The 17702-nt window shown below is 51.1% G+C and carries 18 protein-coding genes; 2 read left to right on the forward strand and 16 right to left on the reverse strand.

Annotated elements, in window-relative coordinates:
- Positions 1–179: 179 nt before the first annotated feature.
- From guaA to LMED105_RS06215, 5 genes are all read right to left on the reverse strand, one after another.
- A complete protein-coding gene (guaA, locus tag LMED105_RS06195) occupies positions 180–1802 on the reverse strand; it encodes a glutamine-hydrolyzing GMP synthase (RefSeq protein ID WP_008249378.1) in 1623 nt (540 codons plus the stop codon).
- Between the two features lie 55 nt (positions 1803–1857).
- On the reverse strand, positions 1858–2850 hold the full coding sequence (locus tag LMED105_RS16205) for a GAF domain-containing protein (RefSeq protein ID WP_008249380.1): 993 nt from the start codon (positions 2848–2850) through the stop codon (positions 1858–1860).
- 26 nt (positions 2851–2876) lie between these two features.
- Positions 2877–4337, reverse strand: a complete 1461-nt coding sequence (guaB, locus tag LMED105_RS06205; protein ID WP_008249382.1) for an IMP dehydrogenase — start codon at positions 4335–4337, stop codon at positions 2877–2879.
- A gap of 89 nt (positions 4338–4426) precedes the next feature.
- Complete coding sequence (locus tag LMED105_RS16210) at positions 4427–4783, reverse strand: RnfH family protein (RefSeq protein ID WP_008249384.1); 357 nt, start codon at positions 4781–4783, stop codon at positions 4427–4429.
- Positions 4783–5229 (reverse strand): type II toxin-antitoxin system RatA family toxin, encoded by a 447-nt coding sequence (locus LMED105_RS06215; RefSeq protein WP_008249385.1) that lies wholly within the window; start codon positions 5227–5229, stop codon positions 4783–4785. Before LMED105_RS06215 ends, LMED105_RS16210 begins: the two co-directional genes overlap by 1 nt.
- Positions 5230–5330: 101 nt before the next feature.
- On the opposite strand from LMED105_RS06215, the gene smpB reads away from it, so the two are divergent.
- Positions 5331–5780, forward strand: coding sequence for an SsrA-binding protein SmpB (gene smpB, locus LMED105_RS06220; RefSeq protein WP_008249387.1), 450 nt, complete (start codon positions 5331–5333; stop codon positions 5778–5780).
- Positions 5781–5796: 16 nt separating this feature from the next.
- Here the strand turns inward: smpB and LMED105_RS06225 are convergent, their stop codons facing one another.
- The 3 genes from LMED105_RS06225 to ppsA are packed head-to-tail and all read right to left on the reverse strand — an operon-like array spanning position 5797 to position 9595.
- Positions 5797–6702, reverse strand: coding sequence for an SPFH domain-containing protein (locus LMED105_RS06225; RefSeq protein WP_008249389.1), 906 nt, complete (start codon positions 6700–6702; stop codon positions 5797–5799).
- Between the two features lie 46 nt (positions 6703–6748).
- The gene (locus tag LMED105_RS06230) at positions 6749–7171 is read right to left on the reverse strand and encodes an NfeD family protein (RefSeq protein WP_008249391.1); all 423 of its coding nucleotides are present in this window, start codon (positions 7169–7171) and stop codon (positions 6749–6751) included.
- A gap of 15 nt (positions 7172–7186) precedes the next feature.
- Positions 7187–9595 (reverse strand): phosphoenolpyruvate synthase, encoded by a 2409-nt coding sequence (gene ppsA, locus LMED105_RS06235; RefSeq protein ID WP_040512454.1) that lies wholly within the window; start codon positions 9593–9595, stop codon positions 7187–7189.
- A gap of 136 nt (positions 9596–9731) precedes the next feature.
- Here ppsA and LMED105_RS06240 point away from each other — a divergent pair, with 136 nt between their 5' ends.
- Positions 9732–10568 (forward strand): pyruvate, water dikinase regulatory protein, encoded by an 837-nt coding sequence (locus LMED105_RS06240; protein WP_008249395.1) that lies wholly within the window; start codon positions 9732–9734, stop codon positions 10566–10568.
- Here LMED105_RS06240 and LMED105_RS06245 read toward each other — a convergent pair.
- The 8 genes from LMED105_RS06245 to LMED105_RS06280 all read right to left on the reverse strand — a co-directional run.
- The gene (locus LMED105_RS06245) at positions 10565–12244 is read right to left on the reverse strand and encodes a cryptochrome/deoxyribodipyrimidine photo-lyase family protein (protein WP_008249397.1); all 1680 of its coding nucleotides are present in this window, start codon (positions 12242–12244) and stop codon (positions 10565–10567) included. The genes LMED105_RS06240 and LMED105_RS06245 overlap by 4 nt on opposite strands.
- A 48-nt stretch (positions 12245–12292) precedes the next feature.
- Positions 12293–13114 carry an RNA methyltransferase gene (locus LMED105_RS06250; protein WP_008249398.1) on the reverse strand — a complete coding sequence of 274 codons (822 nt, stop codon included), beginning with the start codon at positions 13112–13114 and terminating at the stop codon, positions 12293–12295.
- A gap of 8 nt (positions 13115–13122) precedes the next feature.
- Positions 13123–13779 (reverse strand): ribonuclease HII, encoded by a 657-nt coding sequence (locus LMED105_RS06255; protein ID WP_008249399.1) that lies wholly within the window; start codon positions 13777–13779, stop codon positions 13123–13125.
- Entirely contained in the window at positions 13772–14941 is a 1170-nt protein-coding gene (gene lpxB / locus LMED105_RS06260) for a lipid-A-disaccharide synthase (RefSeq protein WP_008249400.1), read from the reverse strand. The genes LMED105_RS06255 and lpxB overlap by 8 nt, the downstream gene beginning before the upstream one ends.
- Positions 14942–14944: 3 nt before the next feature.
- Positions 14945–15733 (reverse strand): acyl-ACP--UDP-N-acetylglucosamine O-acyltransferase, encoded by a 789-nt coding sequence (lpxA, locus tag LMED105_RS06265; protein ID WP_008249401.1) that lies wholly within the window; start codon positions 15731–15733, stop codon positions 14945–14947.
- Positions 15734–15746: 13 nt separating this feature from the next.
- Complete coding sequence (fabZ, locus tag LMED105_RS06270; RefSeq protein ID WP_232222716.1) at positions 15747–16196, reverse strand: 3-hydroxyacyl-ACP dehydratase FabZ; 450 nt, start codon at positions 16194–16196, stop codon at positions 15747–15749.
- Between the two features lie 53 nt (positions 16197–16249).
- Positions 16250–17332, reverse strand: a complete 1083-nt coding sequence (gene lpxD, locus LMED105_RS06275) for a UDP-3-O-(3-hydroxymyristoyl)glucosamine N-acyltransferase (protein WP_008249403.1) — start codon at positions 17330–17332, stop codon at positions 16250–16252.
- 9 nt (positions 17333–17341) lie between these two features.
- Positions 17342–17702: OmpH family outer membrane protein (locus LMED105_RS06280; RefSeq protein ID WP_040512457.1), on the reverse strand; the 361-nt coding region annotated here is incomplete at its 5' end.

The following is a 17702-nucleotide window of genomic DNA, read 5'->3' on the forward strand; positions in this document are numbered from 1 at the left end:
GTCATTGTCGTTTTGCCAACCGGTGCCGGGCTGCACCGATGGTGAAATATCGTCAATGATGGTGGCATGTGTATTTTCATTCGGGAATTAGGGCAAACCTCACCCCTTAAAAGCAAAAAAGCCCGCATTGGCGGGCTTTTTTGTAAGGCTGGGGTAAGTGACTGGGTTCGCCTACTGGCTTATTCCCATTCAATGGTCGCAGGTGGTTTACCTGATACATCGTACACCACGCGGTTAACACCTTTCACCTCGTTGATGATGCGGTTGGAAATACGCCCCAGCAACGAATAAGGAAGGTGTGCCCAATGTGCCGTCATGAAGTCCTGGGTTTGTACGGCACGAATGGCTACAACATACTCGTAGGTGCGGCCATCGCCCATCACGCCTACCGATTTCACCGGCAAGAAAACGGCAAAAGCCTGACTGGTCAAGTCGTACCAGCTTTTTCCAATTTGTTCTTCGGAGCACAACTCGGCCACGGCGTCTTTAGCAGTGGCTTTGGTATTGCGCAATTCTTCAATGAACACGGCATCGGCGCGCTGCAAAATTTCAGCGTATTCGGCTTTCACTTCGCCCAGAATGCGAACGCCTAAACCTGGTCCCGGGAAGGGGTGGCGGTAAACCATTTCAGGGTCAAGCCCAAGTTCAACGCCAAGTTTGCGAACTTCATCCTTGAACAAGTCACGCAGGGGTTCAAGCAATTTAAGGTTCAGTGTGTCCGGCAATCCACCCACATTGTGATGGCTTTTGATGCTGGTGGCCTTGCCTGTTTTCGCACCAGCTGATTCAATTACATCCGGGTAAATAGTGCCTTGCGCTAGCCATTTGGCATTGGCACGCATGCCAGCCTCCCGCTGGAATACATCCACAAACGCTTTGCCGATAATTTTACGTTTTGCCTCGGGGTCGGTGACGCCTTTGAGCTGCCCCATGAATTCCTCAGTGGCGTTCACATGCACAACACGTACACCCAGATGTTTGGCGAAGGTTTCCATGACCTGCTCGCCTTCTTTGAAACGAAGCAAGCCGTGGTCTACAAATACACAGGTGAGCTGGTCTCCAATTGCTTTGTGAATCAATGCTGCTGCTACTGAAGAATCAACACCGCCCGAGAGGCCCAGAATAACTTCATCGGTGCCCACTTGGGCTCGAATTCTTTCGACTGCCTCATCCACAAAGCTGGGCATGGACCAATCACCTTTGCAGCCGCAAATGTCGCGTACAAAGCGTGCCAGTATTTCCTTGCCCTGTTTGGTATGCGTCACTTCCGGGTGAAACTGCACCGCATAGAATCCGCGTGTCTCATCGGCCATTCCAGCAATTGGGCATGAAGGTGTAGAGGCCATCAATTTGAAGTTGGGTGGCAGCTCGGTCACCTTGTCACCATGGCTCATCCACACATTCAGCAAGCCATGGCCGTGCTCGTTGGTTTCGTCTTGAATGCCATCAAACAGTTTTGTGTGGCCGTGGGCTCGAATTTGCGCATGACCAAATTCACGCACTGTACCCGCTTCAACCTTGCCTCCAAGTTGCATGGCCATGGTTTGCATGCCATAGCAAATGCCAAGTACCGGTACGCCAAGATTAAAGATCAACTCGGGCGCTTTGTCGGTGCTTTCTTCGTAAGCCGATTGGTGGCTACCCGACAAAATGATGCCGGATGCCCCATACTCTTTGATACGTTCCGGGTCTGCGTCGCAGGGTAAAATTTCACAGAAAACCCCGCATTCACGAACTCGTCTGGCAATAAGTTGTGTGACCTGTGACCCGAAATCGAGTACCAAAATTTTCTGATGATTCATGAAGTATTCTTTGAATGTCTTAAAAGTAATTGACCCAATGCAACTGGCACCAGGCTTAGCTAAGGCTTAACAAGCGATCCACTGCCTGTACCGCCGTGCATGGAAGGTCTTCACCGGTAAGGCTGAGGAAGTTGATGTCCACATCAACCAGCGCTTTCACGCCATGGGTTTCGAGTGTGGTTTCAGCAAAACGGGTTTTTAGCTGTTCCAGCAAACGTGCCACTTCGGAGTTGGTCATGCCCGAGCACACGGCTACGAATGCATCTGCCCCCAAAGAACCAATACTGGAACCGTTTGGTAATACATCGCGAATAATGGATGCGGTGAACTTGGTGAAGTCAATAATTCGATCATGACCAAACCTGTTCAAAATCAAATCGAATGAACCCAGCTTGACATGCAACAGGGAAAGATCTTCTCCCTTGCGCACAGCATGTTCCAGTTCTTTGTCCAGCAATGCCTCAAAGCCGCGCCTGTTCCAAGAACCCACAATCGGATCAATCAACAGTGACCTTTGGTTTTCGTTCAATGAACGCACGAACCGGGTGACCACGCTGTCGTCTACAGGCTTGGCAATTTCAACTTCAACCAAGCGCGCGAAATCGCGCAAGTCTTGCCTGTCTTCCTGAGAAAATGCACGTGGAACGCTGTCAATCACGCAAAGTGTACCAATGGTGACGCCGAATGCGTCCCGAATGGGTTGGCCAGCATAAAACCGGATCCTCGGTCCATCGACAACCAAGGGGTTGTCCATGAATCGCGGGTCCAGAAGCGCGTTTTCTACAACCAGTGGTTCATCACTAAGAATGGCGTGCCCACAGAAAGAAACTTCCCGGTCGGTGGAGCAAGCGTTCAGCCCTTGAAGCGATTTAAACCATTGAATTTCTTTGTAAACAATGGTGACCAGCGCCGTATCAATGTCAAAGTGCCGACAGACCAAACGTGTGATTCGATCAAACCGGGCCTCCGAGGGAGAGTAAATCATCCCCAAATTCTGGATCGCCCGTGTTCTTTCGTCTTCGTTGTGTGGAATGTCAGGTTTTTGCATGGCTGCTTCGCTGTATTCAGGCCTTGTTAATCAACATGGTAGTTTGGTGCTTCTTTTGTTATTTGAACATCATGCACATGCGACTCCCGGATGCCGGCTGATGAAATTTCTACAAACTCAGCCTTCTCGTGCATCTCGGAAATTGAGCGGCAACCCACATAGCCCATCGATGAACGAACACCACCCACCAGCTGGAAAATAATCGAGAGCACGGAGCCTTTGTAGGGCACTCGACCCTCGATGCCCTCTGGCACCAACTTGTCAGCGTTGTTGGCAGGGTCCTGGAAATAGCGATCCGCTGAGCCTTGGGTCATGGCACCTAGAGAACCCATGCCGCGATAAGCCTTGTAGCTGCGCCCTTGGAACAACACGACTTCACCGGGCGCTTCTTCGGTGCCGGCAAACATGCCACCCATCATCGCGGCGCTGGCGCCCGCAGCCAAAGCTTTGGAAATGTCGCCAGAATAGCGAATACCACCGTCTGCAATTACAGGTACGCCTGTGCCCTTCAGGGCCTTGGCTACATTGGCGATTGCGCTGATTTGGGGAACACCTACGCCAGCCACAATGCGGGTAGTACAAATTGAACCGGGACCAATACCAACCTTCACACCGTCTGCGCCATGTTCCATCAAGGCCAAGGCCGCGCTGGCCGTGGCAATGTTGCCACCAATCACGTCCACTTGGGGGTAGTTTTGCTTCACCCAACGAACGCGGTCTAATACGCCCTTGCTGTGGCCATGGGCCGTATCAACAACAATCACGTCTACGCCAGCGGCCACGAGCTTTTCAACGCGATCTTCTGTGCCATCACCCACACCCACAGCCGCACCTACGCGCAATTTGCCGTGAATATCTTTGCTGGCCCACGGGTGTTCGGTGGCCTTTTGAATGTCTTTAACCGTAATCAGGCCTTTCAGCGTATTGTCCGCATCCATCACCAGCACGCGCTCCAGACGGTGCTTGTGCATGAGGGCTTTGGCTTGTTCCAGGCTGTCATCTTCCGACACAGTAACCAAGCGCTCGCGCGGAGTCATTACGTTAGAAACAGGTTGGTCTAGATTTGTTTCGAAACGCAAATCACGGTTAGTGACAATGCCAACTACCTTCCCATTTTTGACGACAGGCAGGCCTGAAATTTTATGTTGCTGGGTAAGTGCGATTACTTGGCGAACCGTGAGCTCAGGCTCGATCGTGATCGGATCGCGAAGTACACCTGATTCATGGCGTTTTACCTTCGCTACCTCGGCGGCTTGCTGCGTTGCTGTCAGGTTCTTGTGAACGATACCGATACCACCTTCCTGCGCCATGGCAATGGCCAACCTGGCTTCAGTCACTGTGTCCATGGCGGCGGACACCAAAGGAATGTTCAGGCTGATGTTTCGGGTCAGTTGGGTAGACAGGGATGTGTCTTTGGGAAGAACGTCTGAGAACGCAGGAACCAGCAATACATCATCAAACGTTAACGCTTTCTGCGTGACACGCATGCAATTTCTCCTTGCGCAAAAGCGAATTATAAAGGATACCCAGCGTACCTGTTTTGGTTTGCAAACAGAAAAACCGGGGAATTTAAGTTTTAGGTGGCCGTTTTTGATTGCTTGCGGCTTCGGCGCTCGTATTTGGCCAATTCTTTCTGGCGTTTTGTCAGCACCTTGTGCTGAGCTCGCCTGCGTCGACTTTCCATCGGATCGAAGCTTAGGCCATCCAGAATTTCGATGCGATCGCCGCTGTGAAGGACCATACCCTCTGTTGCATAAAGACCATACACTGCCACTGCTCGTTCTGTAAGCAACAGGTTAATACGCTCACCGCTGAGGCCGATGGCTTGAAGTGCTTGCTCCACTGTGGCTTTTTCGGGCAAGTTCAATGGAGTGGGTGTTGACGTAAGCACACCGTCATCGCCAGGGCCGAGTTCTAGCCAATGCACAAGCATTACTGCCCTGCTCCCGTGCGGTGTAAAGACTCGGCACGTTTAATGAAAGAGTCTACGAAACTGTTGGCAAGGCTTGTAAACACCGGGCCGACAAGCTGCTCAAGAACCTTGCTTGAAAACTCGTAGGCGAGCTTGAAATGCACTTTGCAGGCCTCGGGTGTGAGTTCAATGAAATGCCAGGTACCCTCCAGATGGGTAAACGGGCCCTCCACCAGGGTCATGTGGATTTGCTGATGAGGTGTCAATTTATTCATGGTGCAAAAGCTTTGTTTGACACCCTTGAACGCAATTTCGACCGTTGCTTTTTCCGTGTTGGTATCGACAGGCTCAACACTGCCAGCACCGCACCACGGCAAAAATTGGGGATAATCGGCCACCGCCCGCACCAAATCGAACATTTGTTGCGTGGAAAAATGAACCAACACGGACTTTTCTACAATGGCCATGAATGCTGAAGGGTTTGTTTCCCGCTCGGAGAAAGGATTAAACTCTCTATTTTAGCGTTTTTCACGCTGCGCCGCACCCAAAGGACGTTTTCACCGAATTCATGAGCATTATTGACAACAAAAAAGCAGGTTTTGATTACTTCATCGAAGAGAAGTACGAGGCGGGTATTGTGCTGGAAGGCTGGGAAGTCAAATCCATTCGCGATGGTCGCGTTCAAATCAAGGAAAGCCACATCGTGGTTCGCAACGGCGAGCTGTGGCTGCTGAATTGCCACATTTCGCCTTTGACCAGTGCATCTACCCATGTTAATCCGGTCAACACGCGCACACGCAAGTTGTTGATGCACAAGAAAGAAATTAGCCGATTAATTGGCAAGGTGGAACAAAAGGGTTATTCACTGGTGCCCTTGAATTTGCATTTCAAGAATGGCCGAGTGAAAGTGGACATGGCCTTGGCCAAAGGTAAAAAGCAGCATGATAAGCGCGATACATTGAAAGACAAGGACTGGAAACGGGAGCAGGAACGGTTGATGAAAATCCACCGAACCTGAACTCGCGTCAGGGTAATTACTTGCCCTGCTTCACGACCTGCATCGCGGCCGCAACCATCGATCCCATATTCGATAAATCACCTGGCAGGATTAGCGTGTTCCCCGCCTTGGCCACACCTGAAAAAGCCTCGATGTATTGCTCAGCCACTTTCAGGTTCACTGCCTCCATACCGCCCGGTTCGGCTACCGCAGCGGCCACTTTGCGCAGTGCGTCGGCGGTGGCTTCTGCAATTTCCTTGATTGCACCTGCCTCACCTTGCGCACGGTTGATCGCGGCAATTCGATCGCCCTCCGAGCGTGCAATTGCCGACTCTCGTTCACCGTTGGCAATGTTGATCTGCTCTTGTTTTCGACCCTCGGAAGCCGCAATCAATGCGCGCTTTTCACGCTCCGCCGTAATTTGCGCTTGCATTGAAAGTAAAATCTCACGAGGCGGCGTCAAGTCCTTGATTTCATAACGAAGAACTTTTACGCCCCAGTTCAATGCAGCCTCGTCCAATGCGTTCACAATGGCTGCATTGATCATGTCACGCTCTTCAAAGGTTTTATCCAGCTCCATGCGGCCAATAATTGATCGCAATGTGGTTTGCGCCAGTTGGGTAATTGCGCTGATGTAGTCGCTTGAGCCATAGCTGGCCCGCATTGCATCAGTCACCTGAAAATATAAAATGCCATCCACTTGAAGCTGGGTATTGTCTTTCGTAATACACACCTGGCTGGGTACATCCAGCGGAATTTCTTTCAGTGAGTGTTTGTATGAAACCCGTTCAATGAAGGGCACCAGAAAATTCAGACCAGCCTGCAAGGTTCGGTCATATTTGCCCAAACGCTCAACCACCCAAGCGCTTTGCTGCGGAACAATGCGCAGTGCCTGGCTGACAAACACAATCGCCAGAATCAATATGACAATTGAAACTTCCATGAATTTTCTCCTTTGATTGGCAGACCCGGGAACAAGGCCAAACCGATTACGCGTGTGTCGAAACGCTTTTGACTTTCAGGACATTGCCCTGAACATCGACAATTTGATGCAGGCCCGTTACAGGCGTACTGTCAGTGCTCTCCGCTGCCCAAGTGGCACCACGGTATTGCACATTGGCGCGTCCCCCCGCATTCCAGCTTGGAATGTCAAGTTTATTGCCAATATCGAGCAAGTCATGTTGTTTGTCTGTTTTGCTTCGCTTGACCGAGCGGTTGCGGAGAAGAAGGCTGCCAGCCACCGAAAAAACCGCGGCTGCGCCAATTTGAATTTCGAGACCATAACCAAGGTAGGCCATCAATGCACCGATGGCCGCCCCCAAAGACACCATGAGCAGGTAAAACGTACCTGTGGTGATTTCGGCAATCAACAAAATACCCGCCAATACCAACCACAGTGACAAATTGCTCAATGGTGTTACTCCTTCTTACTTCTTGTTAAATTTATCAGCCAGCTTTTGCCAGGTATCGATCACGGTGTCCGGGTTCAGCGAAATGGATTCAATCCCCTCGCCCGCCAGCCACAATGCAAAATCCGGGTGGTCTGAAGGCCCTTGCCCGCAAATACCGACATACTTGCCTTTGGCCTTGCAAGCTTCGATCGCTTTGCTTAGCAGGGCACGCACGGCTGGGTCACGTTCGTCGAAATCCGCAGCCAGAATGTCCAGGCCAGAATCGCGGTCCAGACCCAAAGTAAGTTGGGTTAGATCGTTGGAGCCAATCGAGAAGCCGTCAAAGTACTCCAGGAATTGATCCGCCAGTACGGCGTTGGACGGCACCTCGCACATCATGACCACTTTCAATCCATTCTCACCACGCTTCAGTCCGTTACGACCCAGCAGGTCAACCACTTTGGCCGCCTGATTCAAAGTGCGCACAAACGGAATCATGATTTGAACGTTGTCCAGTCCCATTTGCTCACGAACACGTTTCAGGGCCAGGCATTCCATTTCGAAACACTCGGCAAACTCCTCGGAAATGTATCGGGCTGCACCGCGGAAACCGAGCATCGGGTTCTCCTCTTCGGGTTCGTAGCGGCTGCCGCCGATCAGCTTGCGGTATTCGTTGGATTTGAAATCGGACATACGAACAATGACTGGTTTGGGATAAAACGCTGCTGCGATGGTGGCAACACCCTCCGCCAGTTTGTCCACAAAAAATGCAACCGGGCTGGCATGGCCACGCGCCACGCTTTCTACCGCTTTTTTCAAGTCGGCATCGACATTGGGATAATCAAGAATGGCTTTCGGATGAATACCGATGGCATTGTTGATAATGAATTCCAGACGGGCCAAGCCAACGCCTTTGTTGGGCAACTGGCAAAACTCAAAGGCCAGTTGTGGATTGCCCACGTTCATCATGATTTTCACTGGAATTTCAGGCAAGGCACCGCGTTTTACTTCGCTGACTTCTGTCTCCAGCAAGCCCTCGTAAATGTAACCGGTGTCGCCTTCTGAACAGCTGACTGTGACCAGCATGCCTTCAGTCAGCTTTTCGGTGGCATCACCACAACCCACCACCGCAGGAATACCCAGTTCACGGGCAATGATCGCGGCGTGGCAAGTGCGCCCGCCACGATTGGTGACAATCGCCGCTGCACGCTTCATGACAGGTTCCCAGTTTGGGTCTGTCATGTCGGTCACCAGAATATCGCCAGCCTGCACACGGTCCATCTCGGAAGAATCGTTGATCACCCGCACGGAACCTGCACCAATTTTCTGGCCAATGGCTCGTCCTGAACTCAAAATCGCTGAATTGCCCTTGAGCTTATAACGCAACTGCACGTCATTGTCTTTCTGCGAATTCACGGTTTCAGGGCGGGCTTGCAGAATGTACAGCTTGCCATCAATACCGTCTTTGCCCCACTCAATGTCCATTGGACGACCGTAATGTTTCTCAATAATCATGGCGTACTTCGCCAATTCGATTACATCATCGTCATTCAATGAATAGCGGTTGCGCTGCTCGGCCGGAACATCGACCGTACGCACACTTTTGCCACTTTCTTTCTGCAGGTCAAATTCCATCTTGATCAATTTGGATCCGATCTGTCGGCGAATAATGGGGTACTTGCCTTCGGCCAAAGTGGGCTTGAACACGTAAAACTCGTCCGGATTAACTGCACCCTGCACCACTGTTTCACCCAAGCCATAGCTGGACGTGATGAATACCACCTGATCAAAACCGCTTTCGGTGTCCATGGTGAACATCACGCCAGAAGCCGCTTTGTCAGAACGAACCATGCGCTGCACGCCCGCACTAAGCGCGACATCGGCATGGGCGAAGCCCTTGTGTACCCGGTAAGAAATAGCGCGATCGTTGTACAGCGAGGCAAACACTTCCTTGATCTTTTCCAGCACATCGTCAATGCCGGTGACGTTCAGGAAAGACTCTTGCTGACCTGCAAACGAAGCGTCAGGCAGGTCTTCTGCCGTGGCTGAAGAACGCACTGCCACAGAAATATCGCCACCGCTTTGCGCCATCATCGTGGCGTAAGATTCACGAATTCCCGCTTCAAGGTCGGCGGGCAGCGGAGCATCAATTACCCACTGGCGAATTTCAGCACCGGCTTGGGTCAGTGCGCGAACATCGTCCACATTCAGGGCGTCGAGTTTTGCATTGATGCGCTCAACCAGATTGTTGGCTTTCAGGAATTCCCGGAATGCGTGGGCCGTGGTTGCAAAGCCGCCGGGTACACGAACACCCGTTTCCGCCAACTGGGAGATCATTTCACCCAGTGACGAGTTTTTACCACCGACAGTTTCCACATCTTCCATTCGAAGTTGTTCGAATGGCGCAACGAGTGCTGTTGGGCTAACTCCTTGATTTGTTGACATTGATTCACCTTGTAGTTCAAAAGAAATAGTGAATGCGGCGATTTGGGCGCACACGCATCGACTATTTCCCCTGATTTCTTTTTATGATTGTAACTGTAACCCGTCTTTTTGCCACCGATACACACAGGATTGATTCATGTCAGAAAATGTAAGCCAGGAACGCACCGTGGTTTTTGTGTCCGACGGCACAGGCATTACCGCGGAAACCCTTGGTCACTCTGTGTTGTCACAATTCGAAGGCATCCGTTTCAAGCAGATCCGAATCCCGTTCATTGATTCAGAAGTGAAGGCAATTTCTGCTCGTCAAAAGATCAATGACATTGCCAAATATGATGGTCAGAAACCACTTGTTTTCAGCACTTTGGTGAATTCAATGATCAACGACGTTGTAAAGCAGGCCGATGGCGTATTCATGGATTTGTTTCTGACCTTTGTTGAGCCCTTGGAAAAAGAACTGAATATCAAAAGCACGCACCGTATTGGTCGTTCGCACACCATAGCGGACAATGAACAATACAAAAACCGCATTGAGGCGATTAACTACACTCTGGCACACGATGACGGGCAAACCCACAAAGACCTCCAAGCTGCTGACGTCATTTTGGTGGGTGTTTCCCGATCAGGCAAAACTCCAACAAGCCTTTATCTGGCCATGCAATACGGCATCAAGGCTGCCAACTACCCCTTGATTCCAGAAGATTTTGAGCGTGGTGAATTGCCCGCTGCCCTACCCCCTTTCAAAGAAAAGATTTTCGGGCTGTCGATCTCGCCTGAACGCTTGAGCGAAATACGCAACGAGCGCCGCCCCGGCAGTAAATATGCGTCGCTTGAAAATTGCAGGCAGGAAATCAAGGCAGCGGAATTCATGATGCGTCGCGAGGGAATCAGCTGGTTGAGTTCAACGAGTAAATCCATCGAAGAAATCTCAACCACTATTTTGCAGCAGTTGAATTTGGGTTCGCCAATTTATTAAAACAAGCTTTGTTGCTTGTTCGTTTCTGTTTCTATTAGCTGCGTGTCGATTTTTTTATTTTTACCGCGCGGTGCTGGATTGCCATTCCGGTTCGGGTTTCTTGAGCCGTGTTTTTCATACACCCGCTTGGACTCTTCAACATAGCCTTTGCGTTGCCTGAACTCGGTAATGTTGGAACGTGCTTTGGAAATCGCCGTGTCCGGATCAACCACTGGCCATGGATAATCTTCACCCACTATGCAGCCGCATTCCTGTTGAATTAGCTGGGGGGTATTCCAGGGTTCGCCGATCCAGGGGTCAGGAATATTTTTCAGCTCGGGTATCCAGCGTCGAATAAACACGCCTTGCGGGTCGTGATCCTTGGCCTGTTTCACGGGGTTGTAAATGCGCAAGGTATTGATGCCCGTGACGCCAGACTGCATTTGAAACTGTGGGTAGTGAATACCAGGTTCATAGTCAAGGAATTCGCGCGCCAACATGGGTGCGGTGTGTCGCCAATCCAGCCATAGCTGGTAAGAGGCGAAGGCCACCAGCATGGCACGCATGCGAAAGTTAACCCAGCCAGTGGCGCGCAACATTCGCATGCAGGCATCCACCATTGGAAAACCGGTACGCCCTTCTATCCACGCCAGCGCCTTTTGATTTTCTTCCGGGCTTAGCTCGGCGAAATTTCGCATCGCGTTCAGTCCTCGGTGCGCTGATCTAAATTCAAGCTCAGGTTCACTTTCAAGTTTTTGAATAAAGTGGCAATGCCAATGCAAACGGCTCTCGAACGATTTCAGGGATTGCTTCCACTGTGTTTGTGCTTTGGGTAGCAAGCTGCTTTCAGTCAATTGCTGGCGTGCCTGACTCAATGCCTCCAGCATTTCCCGAATGGAAATCACGCCAAATGCAAGGTATGGCGACAGGCGCGAACAAGCCGATTCTGCACTCAAGGGGCTCGACATTTCGAAGCGGTAATTCATGCCGCGTTCGCTCAAAAATTCACTCAAACAGCGTTGTGCCTGTTGCCTGCCACCCCGCTGACGCAAGGTTTTGTCTGTTAAATGTTTGGGGTAAAAATGTACATACTGAGCCCATTGCGGCCAGAGTGAACGGTTCAATTGCACACATGGCAAACCATTGACTTCCAGTTGCTGCTGAAAGTTTTGCGGAAAATCAAACCAGGTCGCTTGCGGTAATTCCGAGAAATCAGGGACAGGTAAAACGGGTTTGCGCATCGTGTCTAGCCATAGCTTGCCCCATTCATCCCGGTTTTTTAATTTGCGCACCACTGCGTTGTTTTGGAATTCAAGCCAGGCTATCGAATGGCTTTCACACCAGGCTTTCACTTCCTTGTCGCGGACGAAACTGGCCCAGTTTCCGGTTTCTTGGTGACTGTAAATACTTATTTGCTGGCAGCACAAAGCCATTGTTTGCAAGGCAACAGGTGCATTGGCTTTGGCCAACAGCAAAGGCACTTGCTCGGGCAATTGCTCCGCGAGTTCTTGTAAACTTTCTCGGGCGAATTCAAAATGTTGGGGTGCACTGTCGGGCTGCCTGATCAGCTTGGGTTCAAGACAATACAAGGCTACTACGCAACCATTGCTTTCCTTGGCGGCTTTTGTTGCCGCATGCCAGGGAGCATGGTCGCTAAGACGCAGGTCTTTTTTCAGCCAAACAAGATGCAGGTGCATGCAGCGAAGTCCAAATACCACTGTTCAAGTATACAGTGTATTTTTATTTTACCGCCTTTGCCTGAATTGTTCAAATAAACACACTGCGCTGCTGCTGCCCACGTTCAGGCTTTCAATGGTTTTGCTTTGTGGAATTCGTATGTGTTCACTGGCGCGGTCTAGCCAGGCCTGGCTTACGCCCTGCCCTTCGCTACCAAAAACCCATACACCTGCTGGTTTTAAATCGGCGTTAAACAAGTCAACGCTTTTGGGATGCAGGCTGGTGACGCGCACCGGTATTTTTGATTTAGCCGCTGAAAGCGCTTGCAGCAAGTCCAACTCAGTGTATAGCTGCAAGCCGAACTGAGCGCCCATACCTGCACGCAGCACCTTGTCACTCCAAACCCAGGCACTGTGGTCACTTAATGCCACTTGCTGAACTCCGGCTGCAGCACAATTGCGCAACAAAGTGCCTACATTGCCGGGGTCTTGAATGCCGTCCAGCAAGGCGATGTCCTGCTTTAAATCAATGGTTGCGCTGGCATTCACCGGTTTAAAGAAAATCATGGGCCCGGTGGGGGTGTTCAACTTACTAAGCTTTGAATAAAGTGTGTCGCTGAGTACCAGACAGCGCACTTCACCATTCTCCAGTACATCGCTCAAGGCCGACATGGTTAACCATTCCGGTTTGTTCAACAAACTTTGAGGAATCCAGACTGATTCAATATGGGCACCCGGTAGGTGCAGAAGCGTTTCAGCAAGGTGCAAACCCTCCGCCGCCGCCAGACCGCTGTTGCGCAAGGCATGATTGGATGAAAGCAGTTTGATGGCTGCTTTAAGTCGTTCATTTTGGGCTGATTCAATCTGCGTAAAATTGCGTTCGTAACTCATTTGCGCCTTTAGAACGTTGAGCTCTGTTGTGCGCGTTCCAAGGCCTCACGCACTGGTCGGAACGATTTTCTGTGTAACTGTGTAGCACCGTGTTCTAACAGCAAAGCCATATGACGTGCAGTGGGGTAGCCCATGTGAATATCAAGTTCGTATTGTGGAAATTGCAAAGCATGGGTTTTACACCACTCGTCGCGGGCCACCTTGGCCAGAATGGATGCAGCGGAAATCGCGGGAATTTTGGTGTCCCCTTTCACCACTGCAATTGCTTGGTAAGGCCATTTTGGCAATTTGTTGCCGTCCACTGCAATCAAGCATTGCTTCGGTTTTAGACCAGTTTGATCAAGCACCAAGTCAACGGCCCGCCACATCGCCAGCAAACTGGCCTGCAGTATATTCAGGCGATCAATTTCCTCTACAGTGGCGTGGGCCACAGCACACGCTTTGGCATTGCGTCGAATGGCTGTTTCAAGACTGTCACGCTTTTTGGCTGAGAGTGTTTTAGAGCAGGCCAATCCGTCGATAGTATTGGGCTGATTCAACAATGCCGCGCCAGCCACCACGGGACCACACAAAGGACCGCGCCCCGCTTCATCCACACCAATCACCTGCAAGCTGTGTTGTTCAGCATAAGCCTGAATTTCAGACCACTCCTGGAACTTAGCCATTCATCACCTGCTGAATTACGCGACTCGCAATTTCTCCAGACGGCTTCAACAAGCGTTGGTGTTGTTCGGCGAAGAGCGATTGAAGCCTGGTACGGTTGGTGTCGTTGTCGAGTTGGAACAGTGCTTTTTGCGCCAGCGCCGAGGGAGTTGCATCGTCTTGCAGTAATTCGGGCACCGCAAATTCATTCAGTAAAATGTTGGGCAAGCCCACAAAGGGTTGGTAGCCCTTGCCTTTCATCATTTGGTAGCTCAGCCACGGCATTTTGTAGGCAATAACCATGGGTTTGCGGTACATCATTGCCTCCAGTGTCGCGGTGCCACTGGCCAACATGACGGCATCTGCCGCTGCCATGCACTCATGGGACTTACCTTCGATCAATGTCCACCGATCCAGTAGTTGTGGTGGAATCATCATCCTGAACATGTTGAGCAATGCACTGGCCGGTGGCATAGGCGTTACAAACCGCAAGTCTGGTTTTTGCTTGAGTAATTCAACGCAGGCTTGAACAAAGGCAGGTCCAATGTGTTTGACCTCAGCGCCGCGGCTACCTGGCAATACTGCGAGCAGCTGCCCTTCACTTTGCAAATCCAGCTTGGTTCGGTAGGCCGTTGGGTCGATTGTTTCGGGCACCAGCGCCGCCATGGGATGGCCAATGTAGGTTGCTGAAATCCCTTCTTTGGCCAGAAGTTCTGGCTCAAACGGGAAAATGCACAACACATGGCTACAGGCTGCTTTGATCTTGTGAATGCGCTCCATGCGCCAGGCCCAAATCGATGGGCAAACCACATGCACAGTCGGTACGCCACTTTCGCGAAGGGCGAGCTCAAGGTTCAAATTGAAATCGGGAGCGTCTACACCTACAAACACCTTGGGTCGATTGGTGACTGACCAGTGTTGAATCAGATTCTTGCGCATTTTCAGCAAACGCGGCAAATGGCGAAGTACCTCAACATAGCCACGCACTGACAACTCTTCAGAGCCGTGCAAGGGTTTGACACCCAAATCGCGAAGCTTCGGGCCCGCAATGCCCTCCATGGTTAGCGTTTGGGTTTGTATCAAATGCTCAATAGCCAAGGCACCAATCCAGTCACCTGAGGCCTCACCCACTGCAATGGCCAAATCCACAGGCTGAGTGGAGTAAGGAGTGCGTGTGTTCGCCATGACTTAACGAATAATGCCGCGGGTGGCTTCGTCAAGAAATACTTTCATGTGAACAAGGTGTTGCTTGGCATCGTCGGGTGCCGATAAGGTCAACGAATCAATTGCTTCCTTTGCCTCTGCAATGCTCAGCCCCTGGCGATAAATCGCTTTGTACGCCCGCTTGATATTCAAGATTGCATCGGGTGAAAAACCTCTGCGCTTCAAACCTTCCGAGTTAATGCCGGCGGGCGCGGCGGGGTACCCTGCTGCCATCACGAAAGGTGGTACATCCTGCATCAGCTTGGTTTGAAAAGCAGTCATGGCATGGTCACCCACGCGTATGAATTGGTGTACACCGCTCATGCCACCCAGAATGACCCAATCACCAATAATGACATGACCAGCCAGTTGCACGCTGTTGGCGATGATGGTGTTGCTGCCGATGTGACAGTCATGAGCAATGTGCACGTAAGCCATAATCCAGTTGTCATTGGCCAGGGTGGTTTTACCACCGTCCTGCACAGTACCCGTATTGAAGGTGCAGTATTCCCGAACGGTGTTGCGGTCACCAATGATCAGTTCGGTGGGCTCACCCTTGTATTTCTTGTCCTGAGGGTCACCGCCAATGGTGGCAGAGCCATGAAATACGTTGTCCTCACCAATGGTCGTGTGACCGCTGATGATCATGTGTGGTCCTATCTTCGTGCGAGCGCCAATTTTTACATTGGGCCCAATCACGGAAAATGGTCCTACTTCGACCGTGCTGTCCAGCTCGGCCTTGGGATCAACGATTGCAGACGCGTGTATCGGCATTTGAAAGTATTCCTTAAACTTCGCGGGCCGTGCACATCAAATCTGCCAGTGCGACCACATTGCCATCCACAAGCGCTTTCGCAGCATACTTCCAGATACCGCGCGAAACACGCTCCACCTGAACATCCAGCATCAAAACATCACCCGGCACCACAGGGCGCTTGAAACGACAATTGTCGATACCGACAAAGTAGTACACCAGGTTTTTGTCCGGTGCTGCTTCCATGGATTTGAATGACAAAAGCCCCGCAGCCTGCGCCAAAGCTTCCATGATTAATACCCCAGGCATCACCGGGTGAATCGGGAAGTGCCCGGGAAAGAATGGCTCGTTGTAGCTGACGTTTTTCTGCGCCAGAATTCGAACATTGGGTTCAAGTTCAAGCACTCGATCAACGAGTACAAAAGGGTATCGGTGCGGCAAATTTTCCAAAATGCCTTTGATGTCCATAACTGGCGTATTCATAGCTTCTGAGTTCACACTTTTAATTTGGGTTTATTGTTATTTCGGCTTGCTTGTTATCGCTTGTTTTTCAACTCGCGCACTTCGTGGCGCAACTTGAGTAATTGCTTGAGAGTCACGGCAGTTTTCTCCCAATCCTTGTGTTCTTGCAAGGGGAAAATTCCGGTGTAGGCACCAGGTTCTTTGATGCTGCTCATCACCACCGACGCCCCAGACACATGCGTACCCTCTGGAATATTGAGGTGACCAAACACCATCGCGGCACCGCCCACCGTACACCGCGCGCCAATGCTTGTGCTGCCTGCAATACCCACACAGCCAGCCATGGCAGAATGTTCGCCTATGGTGACATTGTGAGCGATCTGGATTTGATTATCCAGTTTTACTCCAAAACCAATCAAGGTGTCGTCCAACGCACCCCTGTCGATGGTTGTGTTGGCGCCGATTTCCACGTGATCTGCGATCAACACGCGACCCACCTGCGGTATTTTGACCCACCTTCCTTTCTCGTTGGCGAAGCCAAAGCCATCTGCGCCGATCACTACACCCGCATGCAAAATACAATACGAGCCTATGGTGCATTCGTCGTAGACAGTCACGTTTGGATAAATGCGTGTTTCGGCTCCTACTTCAACATGGTTGCCAAGAACAACGCCCGCCTCAATTCTGCTACCGTCGCCCACTTTGGCATGGGCTCCAATCACACAATTTGCTGCAATCATGGCGCCGGGAGCAATGGTGGCAGTTGGATCTACAACAGCACGTGGATGAATACCAGGTGCGGGTTTGAATTCACTGTGGGCTACCCACCACTGTTGCAATTTGGCGTAGTACAGGTAAGGGTCGCTAACCAACCATGCCACTGAGTTGGGCACGGGCTTTTCACTTTCTTTAAGAAATTGGCAAAGCGACTCAAATTGCGATTCACGGACAAGAATTACGCCTGCTTTGGTTAAAAGCAGTTGATCGCGAAACTTGGGATTGGCCATGAAGCCAAGGTGCTTGACACCGGCTTTTTCCAGCGGTTGTATCCCGACCAGAGAAATGTCATCAGACATCGCCGGGGCATCACCAAACGAAGCCAGTCGACCGCCAAACTGCTCTAGCAGTGTGCTGAGCTTCGTTTCAATGAAATTCATTGATGTGGTTTACTTCGCGTTGTCCAAGCTGCTGAGAACTTGGTCGGTAATGTCGATGCGCTTGTTGGCATACACGGCTTCCTGGAAAATAATGTCGTAGTTTTCCTTTTCAGCAATCTGGCGAATCACGCGATTGGCACGCTCAACCAACTCACCTACCACTTGGTTTTTGCGCTGCGCGAGGTCTTCCTCGAATTCGCGACGCTTGCGTTGGAAATCACGGTCCATTTCAGCCAGGTCACGCTGACGACGAACCTTCTCTGCCTCAGGCAAGGTAATGGCGTCTTTGTCCAATTTGGTGGCTTCTGCTTTCACCTTTGTGGCTAGATCTTCCAGTTCTTTCTGGCGCTTGGAAAAATCACGTTCCAGT

The organism is Limnobacter sp. MED105 (assembly GCF_000170915.1).
In the GTDB taxonomy this organism is placed as follows: Bacteria; Pseudomonadota; Gammaproteobacteria; order Burkholderiales; family Burkholderiaceae_B; genus Limnobacter.

Bases quoted from the DNA above. Each gene is read 5' to 3' on its own strand.
- guaA (WP_008249378.1), bottom strand. From the start codon at position 1,802: ATGAATCATCAGAAAATTTTGGTACTCGATTTCGGGTCACAGGTCACA.
- LMED105_RS16205 (WP_008249380.1), bottom strand. From the start codon at position 2,850: ATGCAAAAACCTGACATTCCACACAACGAAGACGAAAGAACACGGGCG.
- guaB (WP_008249382.1), bottom strand. From the start codon at position 4,337: ATGCGTGTCACGCAGAAAGCGTTAACGTTTGATGATGTATTGCTGGTT.
- LMED105_RS16210 (WP_008249384.1), bottom strand. From the start codon at position 4,783: ATGCTTGTGCATTGGCTAGAACTCGGCCCTGGCGATGACGGTGTGCTT.
- LMED105_RS06215 (WP_008249385.1), bottom strand. From the start codon at position 5,229: ATGGCCATTGTAGAAAAGTCCGTGTTGGTTCATTTTTCCACGCAACAA.
- smpB (WP_008249387.1), top strand. From the start codon at position 5,331: ATGAGCATTATTGACAACAAAAAAGCAGGTTTTGATTACTTCATCGAA.
- LMED105_RS06225 (WP_008249389.1), bottom strand. From the start codon at position 6,702: ATGGAAGTTTCAATTGTCATATTGATTCTGGCGATTGTGTTTGTCAGC.
- ppsA (WP_040512454.1), bottom strand. From the start codon at position 9,595: ATGTCAACAAATCAAGGAGTTAGCCCAACAGCACTCGTTGCGCCATTC.
- LMED105_RS06240 (WP_008249395.1), top strand. From the start codon at position 9,732: ATGTCAGAAAATGTAAGCCAGGAACGCACCGTGGTTTTTGTGTCCGAC.
- LMED105_RS06245 (WP_008249397.1), bottom strand. From the start codon at position 12,244: ATGCACCTGCATCTTGTTTGGCTGAAAAAAGACCTGCGTCTTAGCGAC.
- LMED105_RS06250 (WP_008249398.1), bottom strand. From the start codon at position 13,114: ATGAGTTACGAACGCAATTTTACGCAGATTGAATCAGCCCAAAATGAA.
- LMED105_RS06255 (WP_008249399.1), bottom strand. From the start codon at position 13,779: ATGGCTAAGTTCCAGGAGTGGTCTGAAATTCAGGCTTATGCTGAACAA.
- lpxB (WP_008249400.1), bottom strand. From the start codon at position 14,941: ATGGCGAACACACGCACTCCTTACTCCACTCAGCCTGTGGATTTGGCC.
- lpxA (WP_008249401.1), bottom strand. From the start codon at position 15,733: ATGCCGATACACGCGTCTGCAATCGTTGATCCCAAGGCCGAGCTGGAC.
- fabZ (WP_232222716.1), bottom strand. From the start codon at position 16,196: ATGAATACGCCAGTTATGGACATCAAAGGCATTTTGGAAAATTTGCCG.
- lpxD (WP_008249403.1), bottom strand. From the start codon at position 17,332: ATGAATTTCATTGAAACGAAGCTCAGCACACTGCTAGAGCAGTTTGGC.